This window comes from Peptoniphilus sp. Marseille-Q6390 (genome assembly GCF_965119475.1).
In genome coordinates, this window is sequence record NZ_CBCPLS010000001.1 from 656662 (window position 1) to 673828 (window position 17167).

20 protein-coding genes are annotated in these 17167 nt (G+C 35.0%); 16 read left to right on the top strand and 4 right to left on the bottom strand.

Annotated features, from left to right (window positions below; translation table 11 throughout):
- Window positions 1-65 precede the first annotated feature (65 nt).
- The 14 genes from trhA (at window position 66) to ACWPVO_RS03280 (ending at window position 11171) form a co-directional block, all read left to right on the top strand.
- Window positions 66-716, top strand: a complete 651-nt coding sequence (gene trhA, locus ACWPVO_RS03215) for a PAQR family membrane homeostasis protein TrhA (protein ID WP_454206483.1) — start codon at window positions 66-68, stop codon at window positions 714-716.
- A 223-nt stretch (window positions 717-939) separates the two neighbouring features.
- The gene (gene acpP, locus ACWPVO_RS03220) at window positions 940-1161 is read left to right on the top strand and encodes an acyl carrier protein (RefSeq protein ID WP_005958178.1); all 222 of its coding nucleotides are present in this window, start codon (window positions 940-942) and stop codon (window positions 1159-1161) included.
- Between the two features lies 1 nt (window position 1162).
- Window positions 1163-1627: an acetyl-CoA carboxylase biotin carboxyl carrier protein gene (accB, locus tag ACWPVO_RS03225; protein ID WP_454206485.1), complete on the top strand. Its 465-nt coding sequence runs from the start codon at window positions 1163-1165 to the stop codon at window positions 1625-1627.
- Complete coding sequence (locus ACWPVO_RS03230) at window positions 1624-3003, top strand: acetyl-CoA carboxylase biotin carboxylase subunit (RefSeq protein ID WP_454206487.1); 1380 nt, start codon at window positions 1624-1626, stop codon at window positions 3001-3003. Before accB ends, ACWPVO_RS03230 begins: the two co-directional genes overlap by 4 nt.
- Window positions 2993-3853 (top strand): acetyl-CoA carboxylase carboxyltransferase subunit beta, encoded by an 861-nt coding sequence (locus tag ACWPVO_RS03235; RefSeq protein WP_454206489.1) that lies wholly within the window; start codon window positions 2993-2995, stop codon window positions 3851-3853. The genes ACWPVO_RS03230 and ACWPVO_RS03235 overlap by 11 nt, the downstream gene beginning before the upstream one ends.
- Complete coding sequence (accA, locus tag ACWPVO_RS03240) at window positions 3840-4607, top strand: carboxyltransferase subunit alpha (protein ID WP_454206491.1); 768 nt, start codon at window positions 3840-3842, stop codon at window positions 4605-4607. The genes ACWPVO_RS03235 and accA overlap by 14 nt, the downstream gene beginning before the upstream one ends.
- Window positions 4607-5500 (top strand): 3-oxoacyl-ACP synthase III family protein, encoded by an 894-nt coding sequence (locus ACWPVO_RS03245; protein WP_454206493.1) that lies wholly within the window; start codon window positions 4607-4609, stop codon window positions 5498-5500. The genes accA and ACWPVO_RS03245 overlap by 1 nt, the downstream gene beginning before the upstream one ends.
- Before the next feature lies 1 nt (window position 5501).
- The gene (locus ACWPVO_RS03250) at window positions 5502-6431 is read left to right on the top strand and encodes an NAD(P)H-dependent flavin oxidoreductase (RefSeq protein ID WP_454206495.1); all 930 of its coding nucleotides are present in this window, start codon (window positions 5502-5504) and stop codon (window positions 6429-6431) included.
- Window positions 6409-7431, top strand: a complete 1023-nt coding sequence (locus tag ACWPVO_RS03255; RefSeq protein ID WP_454206497.1) for an NAD(P)H-dependent flavin oxidoreductase — start codon at window positions 6409-6411, stop codon at window positions 7429-7431. The genes ACWPVO_RS03250 and ACWPVO_RS03255 overlap by 23 nt, the downstream gene beginning before the upstream one ends.
- Window positions 7428-8324: an ACP S-malonyltransferase gene (locus ACWPVO_RS03260; protein WP_454206499.1), complete on the top strand. Its 897-nt coding sequence runs from the start codon at window positions 7428-7430 to the stop codon at window positions 8322-8324. The genes ACWPVO_RS03255 and ACWPVO_RS03260 overlap by 4 nt, the downstream gene beginning before the upstream one ends.
- A complete protein-coding gene (gene fabG, locus ACWPVO_RS03265) occupies window positions 8321-9049 on the top strand; it encodes a 3-oxoacyl-[acyl-carrier-protein] reductase (RefSeq protein ID WP_454206501.1) in 729 nt (242 codons plus the stop codon). The genes ACWPVO_RS03260 and fabG overlap by 4 nt, the downstream gene beginning before the upstream one ends.
- Complete coding sequence (gene fabF, locus ACWPVO_RS03270) at window positions 9046-10263, top strand: beta-ketoacyl-ACP synthase II (RefSeq protein WP_454206503.1); 1218 nt, start codon at window positions 9046-9048, stop codon at window positions 10261-10263. The genes fabG and fabF overlap by 4 nt, the downstream gene beginning before the upstream one ends.
- Window positions 10264-10265: 2 nt before the next feature.
- On the top strand, window positions 10266-10685 hold the full coding sequence (gene fabZ / locus ACWPVO_RS03275) for a 3-hydroxyacyl-ACP dehydratase FabZ (RefSeq protein WP_413014142.1): 420 nt from the start codon (window positions 10266-10268) through the stop codon (window positions 10683-10685).
- Window positions 10686-10694: 9 nt separating this feature from the next.
- Window positions 10695-11171 carry a MarR family winged helix-turn-helix transcriptional regulator gene (locus ACWPVO_RS03280; protein ID WP_195444050.1) on the top strand — a complete coding sequence of 159 codons (477 nt, stop codon included), beginning with the start codon at window positions 10695-10697 and terminating at the stop codon, window positions 11169-11171.
- A gap of 65 nt (window positions 11172-11236) precedes the next feature.
- On the opposite strand, the gene ACWPVO_RS03285 is transcribed toward ACWPVO_RS03280, so the two are convergent.
- Window positions 11237-12262, bottom strand: coding sequence for a PTS transporter subunit IIC (locus ACWPVO_RS03285; protein WP_454206506.1), 1026 nt, complete (start codon window positions 12260-12262; stop codon window positions 11237-11239).
- Window positions 12262-12843: a nitroreductase family protein gene (locus tag ACWPVO_RS03290; RefSeq protein ID WP_454206508.1), complete on the bottom strand. Its 582-nt coding sequence runs from the start codon at window positions 12841-12843 to the stop codon at window positions 12262-12264. Before ACWPVO_RS03290 ends, ACWPVO_RS03285 begins: the two co-directional genes overlap by 1 nt.
- A gap of 308 nt (window positions 12844-13151) precedes the next feature.
- Between ACWPVO_RS03290 and ACWPVO_RS03295 the strand changes: the two genes are divergently transcribed.
- Entirely contained in the window at window positions 13152-15089 is a 1938-nt protein-coding gene (locus tag ACWPVO_RS03295) for an acyl-CoA dehydrogenase family protein (RefSeq protein WP_285072230.1), read from the top strand.
- Window positions 15090-15102: 13 nt separating this feature from the next.
- Complete coding sequence (locus ACWPVO_RS03300) at window positions 15103-16347, top strand: FprA family A-type flavoprotein (protein WP_195444055.1); 1245 nt, start codon at window positions 15103-15105, stop codon at window positions 16345-16347.
- A 155-nt stretch (window positions 16348-16502) separates the two neighbouring features.
- Here ACWPVO_RS03300 and ACWPVO_RS03305 read toward each other — a convergent pair whose 3' ends face one another.
- Both ACWPVO_RS03305 and ACWPVO_RS03310 read right to left on the bottom strand, forming a co-directional pair.
- Complete coding sequence (locus ACWPVO_RS03305) at window positions 16503-16817, bottom strand: DUF5960 family protein (protein WP_454206510.1); 315 nt, start codon at window positions 16815-16817, stop codon at window positions 16503-16505.
- Window positions 16814-17158: a hypothetical protein gene (locus ACWPVO_RS03310; protein ID WP_454206512.1), complete on the bottom strand. Its 345-nt coding sequence runs from the start codon at window positions 17156-17158 to the stop codon at window positions 16814-16816. Before ACWPVO_RS03310 ends, ACWPVO_RS03305 begins: the two co-directional genes overlap by 4 nt.
- Window positions 17159-17167: the final 9 nt, after the last annotated feature.

Sequence of the window (17167 nt, forward strand, 5' to 3'; positions counted from 1 at the left end):
AAAGTACTAAAATATAGTTTACGAAAAATTTTATAAGCTGTATAATTAGTAAAAGGGGGGAAGATATGTTATTAAAAGAAAACTCTAGAGAATATTTTAAAATAGAAATGGCTAATGCAATTAGTCACGGTCTAGGAGTTTTCCTTGGAATTATTTTTCTTTTAATGCTAATTATTCCAAGTGTAAAGAGTGGTAATGTATTAAAAGTTGTTGCCTTTTCTATTTATGGTGGGTGTTTCATCTTTTTATTTTTGATGAGTACAATTTACCATGCAGTACAAAGGGAAAAGATCAAGAAAATTCTTAGAATTTTTGATCATGTATCCATTTATTATTTTATAGCTGGAAGTTTTACCCCAGTTATACTTTTACTAACAAGAGGAAGATTTAGATTATTTTTTATAATATTAATTTGGGCAATAGCTCTCTTTGGAACAGTTTTTAAGATCACTACATACAAAAACTATGACAAATTAAAAACTATTTCAGTGATTATTTATATTGCCATGGGTTGGCTTTCTGTATTTTTAATTAAGCCAATTGTAACAAACACAACTTGGAAATTTATGTTTCTTTTAGTTTTAGGTGGACTTGTCTACACTGGAGGGACATATTTTTACAAATCAAAAAGGTTCAAATATAGTCACGTAATTTGGCACTTCTTTGTCCTAGGGGCATCAATAATTCACTTTATTGCCTTTTACCTTTATATTTAATAAAAAACCTAGATCGTAAAAATGACAATTTAATAGTAAAAAAAGAAGATGGGGCAACCCATCTTTTTTTGTGCAATAAATTCTTATTTTCTTTTAAAAATTTTAAAATTTAACAAAGCAAAATCTAAAAATTATTTATATAAAAAAAATTAAGTAATTGACAAAATGAATTAGTTACTATAAAATTTATTACATAAAAAAACTCAACTAATGGAGGATAAAAATGAATTTAGAAAATTTAAAAAATATTATTGCGAATAACTTTGGTGTAAAGAAAGAGGAAATCAAAATGGAGTCAAACTTACAAGATGATCTTGGTCTTGACTCTCTTGATGCAGTGGAACTTTCCATGGCAATTGAAGAAGAGACTGGCAAAGAGATACCTGATGAAGAATTTCAGAAATTCATAACAGTTGAAGATTTGATAAATTTTTTAAACAAATAAAATGGAAAAATATTTAGATCTTACAAACAAGCTTATTAGTTCCTTAGAAAATTCTTCTTTAGAGATATTGGAATTTAAAGTAGAAAATTTTTCTTTGATGCTTAAAAAGAGTAAGTCTTTAGAGAAGGAAGATATATCTGAAAGGGAAGTTACTAGAGATGGTGATAAAGCTTCGGAAAAAGTTTCTGACCTCGATAAGAAAGAAGAAGTTGAAGCTAACAAAAATTTAAAAACTTTAAGGACTCCAATTTTAGGAGTCTTTTACTCTTCAAAAAGTCCTGATGCAGAATCCTTTGTAAAAGTGGGAGACCAGGTTAAGAAGGGGGATACCCTTTGTATAATCGAGGCAATGAAGATGATGAATGAGTTAAAGGCACCCTATGATTGCAAAGTTATTGCTTGTCTTGTGAATAACGAAGACTTTGTTGAGTATGATCAAGAAATCTTTAAGTTGGAGCAAATATGATTAAAAAAGTTTTAATTGCCAATCGTGGCGAATGTGCTCTTTCGATTTTGAGGAGTGCAAAGGAACTTGGCATTGAGACCCTGGTTATTTATTCAAAAGCAGATGCCTACCAATCCTATATTTATATAGCTGATGAAGCAGTTTGCATAGGTGATAAGTTTTCAAAGGATACTTACTTGAACATGGATGCCATAATTACTTGTGCTATAGAAAAGGGCTGCGATGCAATTCATCCTGGTTATGGTTTCTTGTCCGAGTCCTACGAATTTGCAAAAAAAGTTTGCGATGCAGGAATCATTTTTATTGGTCCAAGCCCCAATCTTATAAAACTTATGGGAGATAAGATTGGGGCAAAAAATCTTATGGAGGATATAAAAGTTCCTGTGGCGAAGGCACACTCTCTTAATGGCGAATCAGAGGAAGAAATTTTAGAAATTTGTGACAAAATAGGTTACCCAATAATTTTAAAAGCCAGGTCTGGTGGTGGAGGCAAGGGAATGAGAAGGGTTGATTCCCCCGAAGATCTCTTTCACAAAATTGACTTGTCCAAGGCTGAAGCCAAGGCATCCTTTGGGGATGAAAGAATATTTATAGAAAAATTTATTGAAAATCCAAGGCACATTGAAGTCCAAGTTTTGTCTGATGGAAATAAGTCCCTTCACTTATATGAAAGGGAGTGCAGTTTGCAAAGAAATAATCAAAAAATTCTTGAAGAAGCTCCTTGCAATTTCATTTCAGAAGGATTAAAGGAAAAACTTTTTAAGGCTAGCCTTGATTGTGTCAGAGCTACTGGCTACCTTGGCGCAGGTACTGTTGAGTTCTTAGTTGATAAGGATGAAAATTTTTATTTTTGTGAAATGAACACTAGACTTCAAGTGGAGCATGCTGTGACAGAAATGATAACAGGACTTGACATAATTAAGGAACAATTTAGGATTGCTTCTGGTCTTGGTCTATCAATTAGCCAAGATGATGTAAAAGCTTCAGGTCACGCAATAGAAGTTAGGATAAATGCACTTGATCCATTGAAAGACTTTACCCCATCAAGTGGCAGGATAAATTTTTTATTTACACCTGGGGGAGTGGACACAAGATTTGAGTCTGCAATCTACAAGGGATTGGAAATTCCCATTTATTATGATTCAATGATTGGAAAAATTATTGTTAAGGACCAGAGGAGACTCTCTGCAATTAAAAAACTAAGAAGAGCTATAGAAGAAACTATGATTGATGGAATTGAGACTAATCTAGGTTTTATGTATTCAATTTTATTTGACTTAGATTTTATAAGGGGCAATATAAGTACTAATTTTATAAGAGAAAAAGAAACTGATCTTCTAAAAAGAATGAAAGAGGTGAGGGATAATGTCACTTAAAGATTTTAAGAAAAGGAAGAGCTTGTTAAATACAATAAAAAATTTAAGCAAGCTCACAAAAAATTCATCCTTTAAAAGAAATAGTCAGGAGAGAATTTTATGCAAGGCTTGTGGGAAATTTACTTATTTAGATAACTTAAAAAATAATTTATTTATTTGTACTCACTGCTCTTCTTACTTACCCCTAACAGGAGAGAATAGGTTTGACCTACTTTTAGATAAGGGTTATAGGCTTATTGATTTTGGAACAAAAAAATTAAATCCTATAAACTTTCCCGATTATAGAAAGAAGGATGAAGACAAAAAGTCTGAAGCAGTAAAGCTTGCAAGGGGAAAAATCTTAGGAAACCCTGTCATGGTTGCTTCTCTAATTGACCAATATATGATGGGAAGTCTTGGGACCTATGTTGGAGAAGAGATAACAAGGATGATTGAAGAGGCTGAAAAATATAAGCTGCCAATTATTATAATTTCCCTTAGTGGTGGGGCAAGGATGCAAGAAGGAATGTTTTCTCTTATGCAAATGGCAAAGATAAGTTCTGCCTTGGCCTCTTTTAAAGAAAAGGGCGGACTCTACATAAGTCTTTTAACAAACCCAACAATGGGTGGTGTAAGTGCAAGCTTTGCGGCTCAAGGAGATTATAATATTGGCGAGCCGGGTGCCTTAATAGGTTTTGCTGGACCGAGAGTAATAAAGGAAACCCTTCATGAAAGCTTGCCTGAAAATTTTCAAAGGGCAGAAAATTTGGAAGACTTTGGTTTTCTTGACATGATTCTAGAAAGAAAGTATCAAAGAGAAGCCCTTGGCAAAATTTTAAGGATGCATAGGAGGAAGTATGGACGCTTATGAAAAAGTTGTAAATGCCAGGTCAAAGGAAAGAAGCATTTCGAAAGAAATAATTGAAAACTTATTTGAGGATTATTTTTATGTAAAGGGTGATAGGGCCTTTGGCGATTCACAGGCAATAATAGGTGGCCTAGGTGAACTTGAAAAATATACTTTGACCTTTATCGGCATTCAAAAGGGTCACGAGATGGATGAAGCCATAAAAACAAATTTTGGAATGCCAGAGCCCCATGGATATAGGAAGGCCATTAGACTTATGAAGGCTGCAGAAAAATTTAAAAGACCTCTTGTAACTTTTATTGACACACCTGGAGCCTACCCTGGAGTTGAAGCAGAAGAAAGAGGTCAGCACCAACTAATAGCTGATTGTTTGATGACAATGGCAGGCTTAAGGGTTCCAAGCCTCGCCTTTATTATAGGAGAAGGAGGGTCTGGCGGTGCCCTGGCACTTGCCCTTGCCAATAAAATTTATATGGGAGAGGGAGCTGTGTTTTCAATTCTTTCTCCAGAAGGTTTTTCTTCAATTTTATACAAAAACAAGTCTAGGGCAAGAGAGGCTGCTGATTTAATGAGATTGACTGCTAAGGATTTATACGAAGATAAAATTATTGATGGAATAGTAGGAGAAGTTGACAATAAAATTAAAATTTCTGATCTTAAAAAGATAATTCTTGAAGACTTGAAATACTATTCAAAACTTTCTGCAGATAAGATCCTTAAAGATAGACATGAAAAATTTAGAAGGATAGGTGTTTAATGGGTTTAAAGTTTATAGAAGCTCACAAATTTTATATTGATGACTTCCTAGATAATTCTTACTTTGAAAAATATCTTGATACAAGTTCAGAGTGGATTGAAAAGAGGACGGGCATATTTACGAGACAATTTTCTAAAGCTGGAAATGATCTTATGGCATTGGACTTAGCCAAAAAATTTAAAAATTCAATGCAAGACTTAGATTTAATTATCTGTGCTTCCTTCACATCAAAAAAAAGAATGCCATCCATATCAAGTTTAGTAAGAGATGAACTTGGAGGAAACAAACATTGCCTATGTCTTGACATAAATCTAGCCTGCACTGGTTTTGCTGCTGGCTTAATTATTGCAGAGTCCTATCTTGATAAGGGGAGAAGGGCTTATATTTTTGCAAGCGAAAAAATTTCTGACTACATGGATATGACAGACAGGAGGACAGCCATACTTTTTGGAGATGGAGCTGGAGGAGTCTTGGTAGAGAAGAACGATAAACTTTGGGAAACTGATATTGCCTCATTTCCCCATGAAGACAGCTTGAACTTGGATGAAAATTCTTTTATTACCATGGATGGCAAAAAGGTTTATAGGTTTGCAGTGGAAGAGGTTTCAAATTCTATAAGAAGACTTTTAAATAAAAATAATTTAAGGGGAGAAGATGTAGATAAATTAATTTTGCATCAAGCCAATGAAAGAATTATTAATCAGCTTATAGGAAGACTGGAAATAAATAAAAATAATTCTCTACAGAATTTAGAAAAATATGGAAATACTTCTGCTGCATCAATTCCCCTTGTGATTGCAGAAAATATTGATTTATTTAAGGATAAGGAGAAAGTCATTTTATCTGGATTTGGTGCAGGGCTTTCACTTGCAAGTATCTTAATGGAGTGGTGAGATGGATTTAAAAGATTTACTTAATATAGACTATCCAATTATACAGGGCGGAATGGCACATATAGCTAAGGGTGAATTTGCTGCAGCTGTATCAAAAGCTGGAGCCCTAGGCATAATAGGTTCTGGTGGTATGGACAAGGATGAACTAAGAGAAAATATTAAAGTCCTAAGAAGAGAAACAGATAAGCCCTTTGGTGTTAACTTGATGATGCTTAGGCCAGACATTGATGACTTGGTCAAGGTAATTTTAGAAGAGGATGTAAGAGTAATAACTGTAGGAGCAGGAACTTATAGAAGGTTTGCAGATGATTTTAAAAGAAAAAATATAAAAGTTATTCCTCTTATATCTTCTCCGCTACAAATAAAAAGGTACGAAGCCTTAGAGCCCGATGCCTATATAGCTGAAGGTATGGAAGCAGGTGGTCATATTGGTCAAATGACAACTATGACCTTATTGCCACAAGCTGTAAAAGAAACAAATAAAAAAATTATAGGAGCAGGTGGGATTGCTTCAGGTAAAGAAGTTTTCGCTGCTGAAGTCTTAGGTGCAAGTGGAGTACAAATTGGGACTGGTTTTTTATTTACAAAAGAATGTCCCCTTCATGAAAATTATAAGAATCTTTTATTGAAGTCTAATTCTTCCAAGGTAACTGTGATTGGAAACCTAAAGGGGATACCAATGCGACTAATTAAAAATAAGATGACTAGAGAATACCAAAAGCTTGAGAGAGAAAATTCCTTGATGGAACTTGAAGGCTTTACCCTTGGGAGACTTAAAAGGGCAGTAGTCAATGGGGATGTAGAAAATGGTTCTGTCATGACTGGCCTATCAATTGGATCTTTTGACAGAATACTTACTGTAAAAGATTTTATAGAAAAGTTAATGAGAGAATACCAAGAGGTTAAAGATGTCTATAAGAATAAAAAATAAATTCATTGACATCCCTCTTATCCAAGGGGCAATGGCAATTGGTATGTCAAGCCCAGACCTTGTTGGAGGAGTGGCAAAACGTGGCGGCATAGGTACCCTCTCTATGGTCAACCCTGGTTATAGGGAAAAAGATTTTTTGAAAAACACCTTCGAAGCAAACAAGAGAGCCTATCTAAAAGATTTGAAATTTGCAAAAGAAAAATCTCAAGGTAGAGGAATTATACTTACTAACCTAATGCAGGTTGTTGAAAGATTTGAAGATTATTTAGATTTTTTAAATACAACAGATGTGGATGGCATAGTTGTAGGTGCTGGCCTTCCCCTAGATCTGCCAAAGCACATATCCAAGGAAAAGATAATTGGACCCATCGTATCTTCAGAGAGAGCCTTGAGGCTAATTATGAAAAGGTGGGACAAGTACAATAGAAGACCTGATTTAGTAATCTTAGAAGGTCCAAAAGCAGGAGGTCACCTTGGATTTAAAAGAGAAGATTTAGAAATAAATATTTTAGATGAACTAGAAAAAATTTTAAAAATTAGTAATGGGATACCAGTTTTTGTTGGTGGAGGATTTGGCAGACCTGAAAAAGTAAAAGAAGCCTTAAATCGAGGTGCAAGTGGAGTACAAATTGGGACGGGATTTTTATTTACAAAAGAATCTGGACTTCCAATGGCTACTAAAGAAGAAATCTTAAAGAGAGTCAAGTCATCAAGGATGAAAAATCTTATCTTAGAAAGTCCAGTTGGTCTCTTAGCGAGAGGAATGGAAACCAAGCTTGTAAAGAAGATGAAAAGAGAAAACATCCCTCCCAATCACTGTCTTTCTTGTATAAGGACTTGTAAAAGAAAAGACACTAAGTACTGCATAAGTGAAGCACTTATTAATGCCGTAAGAGGAGATCTTGAGTCAGGACTTTTCTTTGCAGGCACAGATGTTGAAAAGATTGAAAAAATTAGGTCTCTTGATGAATACATAGACTGGTTATTGGAGGAAGAATGAAAAAGATAGGAATAGTTTTTGGTGGGCAAGGATCTCAATACCAAGGAATGGGAAGGGAGTTTTTAAAACACCCAAAGACCAAACATATTTATGAAGAAATTGCTGAGTATAAAGATATTATTTTAGATGGAAGTTTAAGTGATCTTTCTATGACAAAAAACCTTCAACCAATAATGTTAGCCTTTCAAATTTCTGCCCTTGAGTTTTTAAAAGATAGGGAAGATATTGTTGCTACTTGTGGGCTTAGTCTTGGAGAGTATGGAAGCTTAGTTCTAGCAGGTGTACTAACTTATAAAGAAGCCCTTTCACTTGTTAAAACAAGGGGAAGGCTAATGGATGAAGACAGTCGAAAGTTAGAAAGCAAAATGCTGGCAATTTTAAATAAAAATGAAGATGAAGTTAAAGGCCTGATTTTAAATTCATCACTAGATAAGGAAATTTTTATTTCCAATATAAATAGCCCAAGTCAAGTTATTGTGGCAGGAGAATCTAGCAAGATAAAAATTTTTAAGGATTTTTTAAAGAATGAAAAAGTAAGAAGTATTGAGATGAAAGTTAGCGGAGCCTTTCACACAAAGTTTATGAAAACTGCTGGAGAAAAATTTTATCAAGACTTAAAGAAGGTCGAGTTCTCCCAAGCAAATCTAGACTATTATTTGAATTTAAGTGGAAAAAAATATGAAGGAGAAGACTTGAGCCTAGTCTTGTCTCAACACATTTATAGTCCTGTTAGACTTTTTGATGATATAAAGGGCATGGTAGACCAGGGAGTAAATGAGTTTATAGAAATTGGACCAGGAGATGTTATTTCAAAAATAATTAAGAAAAACTTTAAAGACCTGGAAGTTAGGTCTCTGAAGAATGAAGAGGAAATTATACGAGGTGAGAAATGAGCAATAAAAAATATGCACTGGTAACAGGTGCTAGTGGTGGAATTGGAAGGGAAATAGCAAGAAGGCTTGCAGGAGATTACAATCTAATACTCCACACAAGAAGTCGAGAAGATAAAATAAATGAATTAAAAGATGAGTTGGAAACAGAGGTTATTTGTGTGAAGGGTGACCTATCAAAGCAAGAAGATTGTGAAAGGATTTTTAACCTATGTCGTGAAAAAAATATAGAAGTCGAAGTCCTTGTTAATAACGCAGGAATGACAAGAGACAATTTAATTTTCAGGATGAAGGAAGAAGACTTTAAGAAAGTTATAGAAACTAATCTCTATTCTGTTTTTTATCTCTCCAAATTATTTGCAAGGCAGATGATGAAGAACAAGGGTGGAAGAATAATTAATATTTCATCTATTAGTGGAATAAGAGGAAATGTAGGTCAAACAAATTACAGTGCATCAAAGGCAGGCATCATTGGTTTTACAAAAGCACTTGCCAAGGAAGTGGCTTCAAAAAATGTTTTAGTGAATGCAGTTGCCCCGGGATTTATAGAAACAGAAATGACTGATGCCTTATCAGATGAAGTTAAAAAACAAATTCTTAGTGATATCCCAATGAAGAGGTATGGACTTGCTAAGGATATAGCTAATGTTGTTAGTTTTCTTGCAGGAGAGGACTCTTCTTACATAACAGGACAGGTAATCTCTGTTGATGGAGGCATGAATATATGAGAGTTGTTGTAACAGGTTTTGGGGCCTTGACACCTCTTGGTTCTACAAGGGAAGAATTAATCAAGGCAATGCGTGAAGAAAAATGTGCCATTGATGAGATAAGCAGGTACCCAATAGATAAGAGGGAAGTTACTCTTGCAGCTGAACTCAAAGACTATGATGAAGAAAAAGAGTTTTCAAGAAAAGAATTAAATAGGCTAGACAGGGTAAATCAATATGCACTAGTAGCAGCAAGAAGGGCAATGGTAGATGCGAAGATTTCAAGAGAAGAAATGGAAAATAGAAGAGTTGGTGTTTATATAACATCAGGTATAGGTGGCCTTGGGACTATTGAAGAAGACTATCAAAGAGGTATGAAGAGAAGTTTTGATAAGCTGAGTCCTTACTTTATTCCAAAGGCAATAATAAATTCTGTTGGAGCTAATGTTGCTATAGATATAGGAGCTCATGGAGCTTGCCTTTCAATGGTTACAGCCTGTGCATCATCAACCAATGCATTAGGAGAAGCCTATAGGGCAATAAAAAATGGTTATGAGGAAATAATTTTTGCTGGCGGAAGCGAAGCATCAATAACCTACCTTGGTATTGGTGGATTTACTTCCATGAAAGCCTTGAGTAGCTCCAAGGACAAAAATAGGGCTTCAATACCCTTTGACAAAGATAGGAATGGTTTTGTAATGGGAGAAGGAGCAGGCATTTTAGTTTTAGAAAGTTTGGAGTCTGCCCTAAAGAGAGGTGCAAATATAATAGGAGAAATTGTTGGCTACGGAGTTAATTGCGACGCATATCACATAACATCTCCATCCCCAAGTGCAAAGTTTGCAAGAGAAGCCATGGACTATGCAATTAATGATGCAGGTATAAGTCCAAGTGAAATTGATTATGTGAATGCACATGGGACATCGACAAACTTAAATGATAAGCTTGAAAGCCTAGCAATAAAAAGTGTTTTTGGAAGCAAGAGGGTCAAGGTTTCCTCATCAAAATCGCAAATGGGCCACCTCTTAGGTGGATCAGGAGTTGTTGAGTCAATACTATCTATACTTGCAATGAATGAAAACTTTTTGCCGCCCTTAATAAATTATAAAAACAAAGATGAAGAATGTGATCTTAACTTTGCACTTAAGGCTGAAGACTATAAAATAAATTATTTTTTAAAAAATTCTTTAGGTTTTGGTGGTCACAACGCCTGCCTAATTTTTAAGAGGTACTGATTATGGAAATAAGTTTTGATGAATTAAGAAAAATTTTACCCCATTCCTACCCCTTTATACTTGTTGACAAGATTGTAGAAATAGATAATAATAAATACGCAAAGGGAATAAAAGCGGTATCCGGTGGTGAATATTATTTTCAAGGACATTTTCCAAAGGAAGCTATTATGCCAGGAGTTCTTCAAATAGAAGCTGTTGCACAAGTTGGTGCTGTTGCCTTATTAAAAGAAAATCCAGGCAGGCTTGCCATACTTGGAGGTGTAAAACGAGCACGCTTTTATAAACCAGTGAGACCGGGTGACTATTTAGAAATAAGTTGTAAAATGATAAAATTAATAAAAAATCTCGGCATTGCAGAGGGTTATATTACAAGAGGGGGAGAAAAAATTATGACTTGTGAAGTATCCTTTGCACTACAATAGGAGGCTAGTATGGACAATAATTTGGAAGAAAAATTTAACGAAGTTTACGATAAATTTAAGTTGAACTTGTATAAAAATATGTTTGCTAAGCTAGAAGATAGGGAGGCAACATTAACTGCAACAGAAACTTTCACAATGGAAGTAATACACGCATTAAATAGACCTAGAGTAAGTGACGTAACAGACTTTCTTGAATGGTCACATCCAAATATTGCCTACAAGTTAACAGCATTAATAAAGAAGGGCTATCTCAGAAAAGTTCAATCCCAAGAAGATCGAAGGGAGTACTTTCTTGAATGCACAGACAAGTTTTACGAATACTATAGTATGAAGACATCCTATGTAAAAGTAGTCTTAGATAGACTAAGAGAAAGAGTGGATAGGAAAGACATAGAAACTCTTGAAAATATTCTGAATATAATGAGCAGTGAACTTATGCCAGAAGTTACCAACTTTATTAATGAAAGACAAAATGAAAAGCCTTGATATAATTAATTTAAAATTATTAGAAGATTAAAAAAGACGAGCATGTAATTTGTGCTCGTCTTAATTTATTTAAAGTAAAGTTTCATATCTCCATCTTGAATTAGTCCCTTCCTGTAGAAAACTTCATAAATCGCAAAGGTCACAAGACCAGGCAGGATTATGTGCATAAGCAAGATTATTCCAAGAAGTTTCGTAAAAGGGACATCAGGCATGGCAGCAAAAGTTGAAATTTGACCAACGAGTCCACTAGTTCCCATACCAGAACCTAGAGGAGTGTTCTCGAGCTTAAATACCATTGTTGAGACTGGCCCCAGGATTGCTGATGAAAGTATTGGCGGAATAATTATAAGAGGTTTTCTCACAATGTTTGGCATCTGTAGCATGGAAGTGCCAAGACCTTGAGCAACAAGACCTTCAATCTTATTGTCACGATAGGACATAACTGCAAAGCCAACCATTTGACAACAGCAGCCAATTGTTGCAGCTCCACCAGCAAGGGATGAAAGGGAAAGCATCATTGATAGGGCAGCTGATGAAATTGGAAGTGTCAAAACTATTCCAACAACCACTGAGACAATTATTCCCATAAAGAAGGGAGCCTTTTCTGTTGCGTTAATAATAATTGCACCGAGAAGGTTCATAAAGTTGCCAATAATAGGACCAACAAAGTTTGCAACAAAAACACCACTTAATACTGTAATGGCAGGAGTAACTATTATGTCGATTTTTGTCTTCCTGCTAACAAGCTTTCCAAACTCAACTGCCACTATAGTGGCAATATAAACTCCCATAGGGCCGCCAAGTTCATTGCCAGCTATACCAACAACAGTTGCCGCATAGACAACAAGACTTGGGGCAGCCATAGCTGTGGCAATTGCAACTGCAATGGCAGGTCCCGTTGCTTTTTGTGCTAGGGGCCAAAGGACATCTGTCAAAAATACAATATTAAAGGACTTGCCAAGAGTATTTAAGATTGTTCCAACTAATAGAGTTGCAAAAAGTCCAAAGGCCATGGCGCCCAGGGCGTCAATAAAATATAATTTTGATTTTTTCTTTATAAGGCTAGAAAAAGTTTTTTCGGTTCCGCTCATCATATCCTCCTTACAATATCATCAAGCTTGTACTTAGGCACAATATAATTTCCATCATCATCTAGGAAATAAGATTGGTCTTCGCTTAAATTAATTTCTTTTATTTTTGATTTTATCTTTGGATAGCCAAAGGCAATGACGAGGCTACAAGTGTATCTTTCATCATAAGATAAAATTTCGCGCATCTTGTCGTCAGTGACACTTCCGATGATGCAAGATCCAATTCCTCTTTCTGCTGCAGCGAGAGTTAAATTAGAAATCACAAGTCCTTGGTCAACTCCATCAAACTTTAATTTCTTTTCCTTGTCACTTAAGATGGCAATAAAATAAACTGGTCTTTCGCCTTCTTTAGGTCTACCTGCACCATTAGGGAGAGAGGCAGCCCATCTTGTTTTGTCAAAAATTTCTAAAACTTTTTCCTTGCTCTCAACAGAAATGAATCTGAGAAACTGTCTGTTGTTTGCACAGGAAGCAAACTTAATAGAATTTAAAATTCCATCAATGTCATCCTTAGAAAGCTCTCTTTCTTCATCAAACTTTCTGTAAGATCTTCTCCACTCTAATAACTTTTCTAATTCCATAATTCCTCCATTTTCAATAAATATCTTCTTGTTAGTTTTATATTTTACAACAAAAAAAGAATTAATCAATTAATAGACTAATAGATTGTAATTTTTTTAAATTGGGGTATAAATAAAACCGAAAAAAGAAAAGATTTCACCATAAAAATATTTTTAAAAATTTATTAAAAATATTGTGAAAATGTTTTGACACTTTATCAAAGATGATGTATACTTTAATTATTGTATACCGTATTGGTGTATCTTTTGTTTTTAACTTTTAAAGTATCAAATACTTTAATTATCTTTAATCTTAAAAGGAGGAAAATATGTCAAATATGTACAAGACAACTGCTGAACATGAAGCCCTTCGTAAGGCTATCAGAGAATTCGCAGAAGCAGAAATCAAGCCACTATCTTTTGGTCTTGATCAAAACAATGAATTTCCAGAAGAAATTGTTAAGAAGATTGGCGAAAACGGTTGGATGGGTCTTCCATATCCAGAAGAAGAAGGCGGAGCAGGTAAGGATGTTATCTCTTACGCTATCGCTGTAGAAGAACTTTCAAGAGTAGACGCAGGTGTTGGTGTTGTATTATCAGCTCACACTTCATTAGGATCTTATCCAATTCAAGCTTTCGGTACAAAAGAACAAAAGGAAAAATATTTAAAACCTCTTGCTCAAGGTAAAAAACTTGGTGCCTTTGGATTAACTGAACCAAATGCTGGTTCTGATGCAGGTGGTACAGAAACAACTGCAGTTCTTGATGGAGACTACTACATTTTAAATGGTAACAAGATCTTCATCACAAACGCCCCAGCTGCTGACACTTATGTAGTATATGCAGTAACTACACCAGGAATCGGTACTCACGGAATTTCTGCTTTCATAGTAGAAAAGGGATGGGAAGGATTCACATTTGGAGATCACTATGACAAATTAGGTATTAGATCTTCAACTACTGCTGAACTTCAATTTAACAATGTTAAGGTTCCAAAGGAAAACTTACTTGGTAAAGAAGGTCAAGGATTTAGAATTGCAATGCAAACACTTGACGGTGGTAGAATTGGTATCGCATCTCAAGCACTAGGTATTGCACAAGGTGCTTTTGAAGCTGCACTTGCTTATGCAAAAGAAAGAGTTCAATTTGGTAGACCAATTGCTCAACAACAAGCAGTTGCTTTTAAGATTGCAGATATGGCTACAAAGATTAGAGCTGCAAGACTTATGGTTTATTCAGCTGCTGAAATGAAACAAAATCACGAAAACTATTCAATGGAAGCTGCAATGGCTAAGACAGTTGCATCTGAAGTTGCTATGTGGGTTGTTAACGAAGCTCTTCAAATCCACGGTGGTAATGGATACCTAAAGGGCATGGACGTAGAAAGATTCTTCAGAGATGCTAAGATTACAACAATCTATGAAGGTACTTCTGAAATCCAAAGAGTTGTAGTTGCAAGTCACCTTATTGGTAAAGCTCCAAAGAAAAAAGGTAGAGCTGCTGTATTAGATAAAAAAGCTGGCCCTATCACTGGAGAAAGAAAAAGAGAAATTATAAAAGCAGACACAGCAAAAGAAGCTGTTGATATACTAGTTAAAAACCTTAAGAAAGATGGATACGACTTCTCAGTAGGTATTGACATTAATACTCCTGTTTACGAAGCTGAAAGAGTTGTTTCAGTAGGTAAGGCAATCGGTGGAGAAGAAAACATGGATATGGCTAGAGAACTTGCTCACGCAGCAGGTGCAGCACTTGGTTCTTCAAGACCAGTTGCAGAAACTCTAAAACTTCTTCCACTTGAAAGATACGTTGGTATGTCAGGACAAAAATTCAATGGTAACCTATATATCGCATGTGGTATTTCAGGAGCCAGCCAACACTTAAAGGGTATTAAAAATGCATCAACAATTGTTGCTATCAACAAGAACGCAGGTGCTCCAATCTTTAAGAACTGTGACTATGGTATAGTTGGAGACATATTTGAAATCATGCCACTTCTTGCTGAAGCATTAGGAACTGGTGAAAAAGAACCAGCACCTCCAATGGTTAAAGTTAGAAGATCTAAACCTAGAAAGTTAGCTCCAAATTATAAAGTTATGGTATGTCCAGGTTGTGGATATGAATATGATCCAAACTACGGAGATCCAGAAGGAGAAATCGATCCAGGTACAGATTTCGAAAAATTACCAGAGGATTGGACTTGTCCAGAATGCCAAGAAGAAAAGCAAAACTTCATTGAAGAAGATTTTACTGTTGATAGAAAGTAAGGAGGCTCTTTAAATGTTAAATAATAGAAAAATAACAGATGATTTATATTTTGTAGGGGGAAATGATAAAAGACTTGAACTTTTTGAAAATATGTTCCCTATTCCAGATGGAGTTTCTTACAATTCATACCTTTTGATGGACGAAAAGACAGTTCTTGTAGATTCAGTCGATTGGTCAATTGCAAGAGATTATATACAAAGCATTGAAAATATATTAGATGGACGTAGCCTTGATTATATGCTAATCCACCACATGGAACCTGATCACTGTGGAGCTATTGAAGAAATTTGTATAAGATGGCCTGATATTAGAATTATATCAAGTGAACAAGGTTTCCAATTTATGAGACAAATGGGATATCATATTCCAGAAAATCAACTAATAATAGTTGAAGAAGGAGATACAATTTCCTTTGGTAAGCATACATTTGCTTTCATTGAAGCTCCAATGGTTCACTGGCCAGAAGTTATTATGTCTCTTGACGTAACAGATGGAGTATTGTTCTCAGCAGACGGATTTGGTTCCTTTAAGTCTATGGACGGTAAATTATTTGCAGATGAAGTTGATTGGGAAAGAGATTGGCTTGATGAAGCTAGAAGATATCTTACTAACATCGTAGGCAAATATGGACCATTTATCCAAGACGTTCTTAAAAAAGCTGCACCTCTTCTTCCACAAGTTAAATATATCTGTCCACTTCACGGACTTGTTTGGAGAGATAACTTTGGATTTATCCTAGACAAGTATGACAAATGGTCAAGATATGAACCAGAAGAAGAAGGCGTGCTAATAGTTTATGCATCAATGTATGGAAATACAGAAAGAGCTGCACAAGGTTTTGCAAACAGCCTAGTTGAAAGAGGAGTTAAAAAAGTAGAAGTATACGATGTTTCTAAGACAGATATATCCTACCTAATAGCAAAAACATTCCAATACTCTCACCTTGTTATAGCATCTGTAACTTACAATCTAGGAATCTATCCTAAGATGAAAAACTTCCTACACGATCTAGAAGCACTAAACGTTCAAAACAGAACAGTTGGTATCATTGAAAATGGTACTTGGGCTTGTACAGTTGGAGATAAGATTGAAAACTATATAGATGAAAATCTAAAACTATTTGATGTTCTTCCAGAAAGAGTTACAATCAATACATCTCTAAACGAAGCTAACGAAAACGACATGGAAGCTCTTGCAGGTTCTATTATCGAATCTATGGAAAAGATTAGAGAAATTAAAGAAAAATCAGCTAAATAATAAGCTTGAAAATATATTTATTTAAAAATATACAAAGAGGCTATATCACTTGATATAGCTTCTTTTTTTGTGGAATTTTTGAAGTGAAGTTTTTGAAAGATAAAGATAGAAAGAAATAGGAATAAAAAATTAAAAAATCAGCCTAGGCTGAATACTCACTTCCTCTTATAAAAGATAGCTTTAAAGCAAAGAGGAGAAACTTGACCCAAGTATTCAAACTGGCTGACAAAATTATTATCTGAACTTGTAACTTTTTTAAAAATAAAATAATGGTCCTTATCATCTGCAGAATTTATAGCATTGAGAAGGAAGTAAGAGTGACCTGTAGCAAACATGTGGAGAAGAAGGTCCTCAGTCAAAAAAATCAAGGGGACATTGACATTTGAAAACTCATAAAAGGTCTCCTCAAAATTTTTGTAGTTAATCGAAAAATAATCAAATTGAATAGAATTCTTTTCCAAGTCCTTCATAGGTCCTCCGCCAAAACAATTTTAATAATATCCTCAAAAACAATGTTGAGGGGATCTTCTCCACTTAAATAAATACTTCCATCAAAAATTTCCTTGATCCTACCAAGATAGGGCTCTTGCCTGTAACTTGTAAAAACCAAAACCTCGAGACTATTTACATAAACCTGACTAATCAAAAGGACAATTTCTTCATTAGACATTTGAGAAGAAAAATCTATGAAATCGCCCATGTGGGAGAGGGCAGTAGTGTGTTCAGAGATAAAAAATCCCATCCACTTTGCCATCCCCCTGTCCATGTATTCCCTAGCAGACTTAAAGGGCAAATAAGACCTATCAACCATAAGACCACC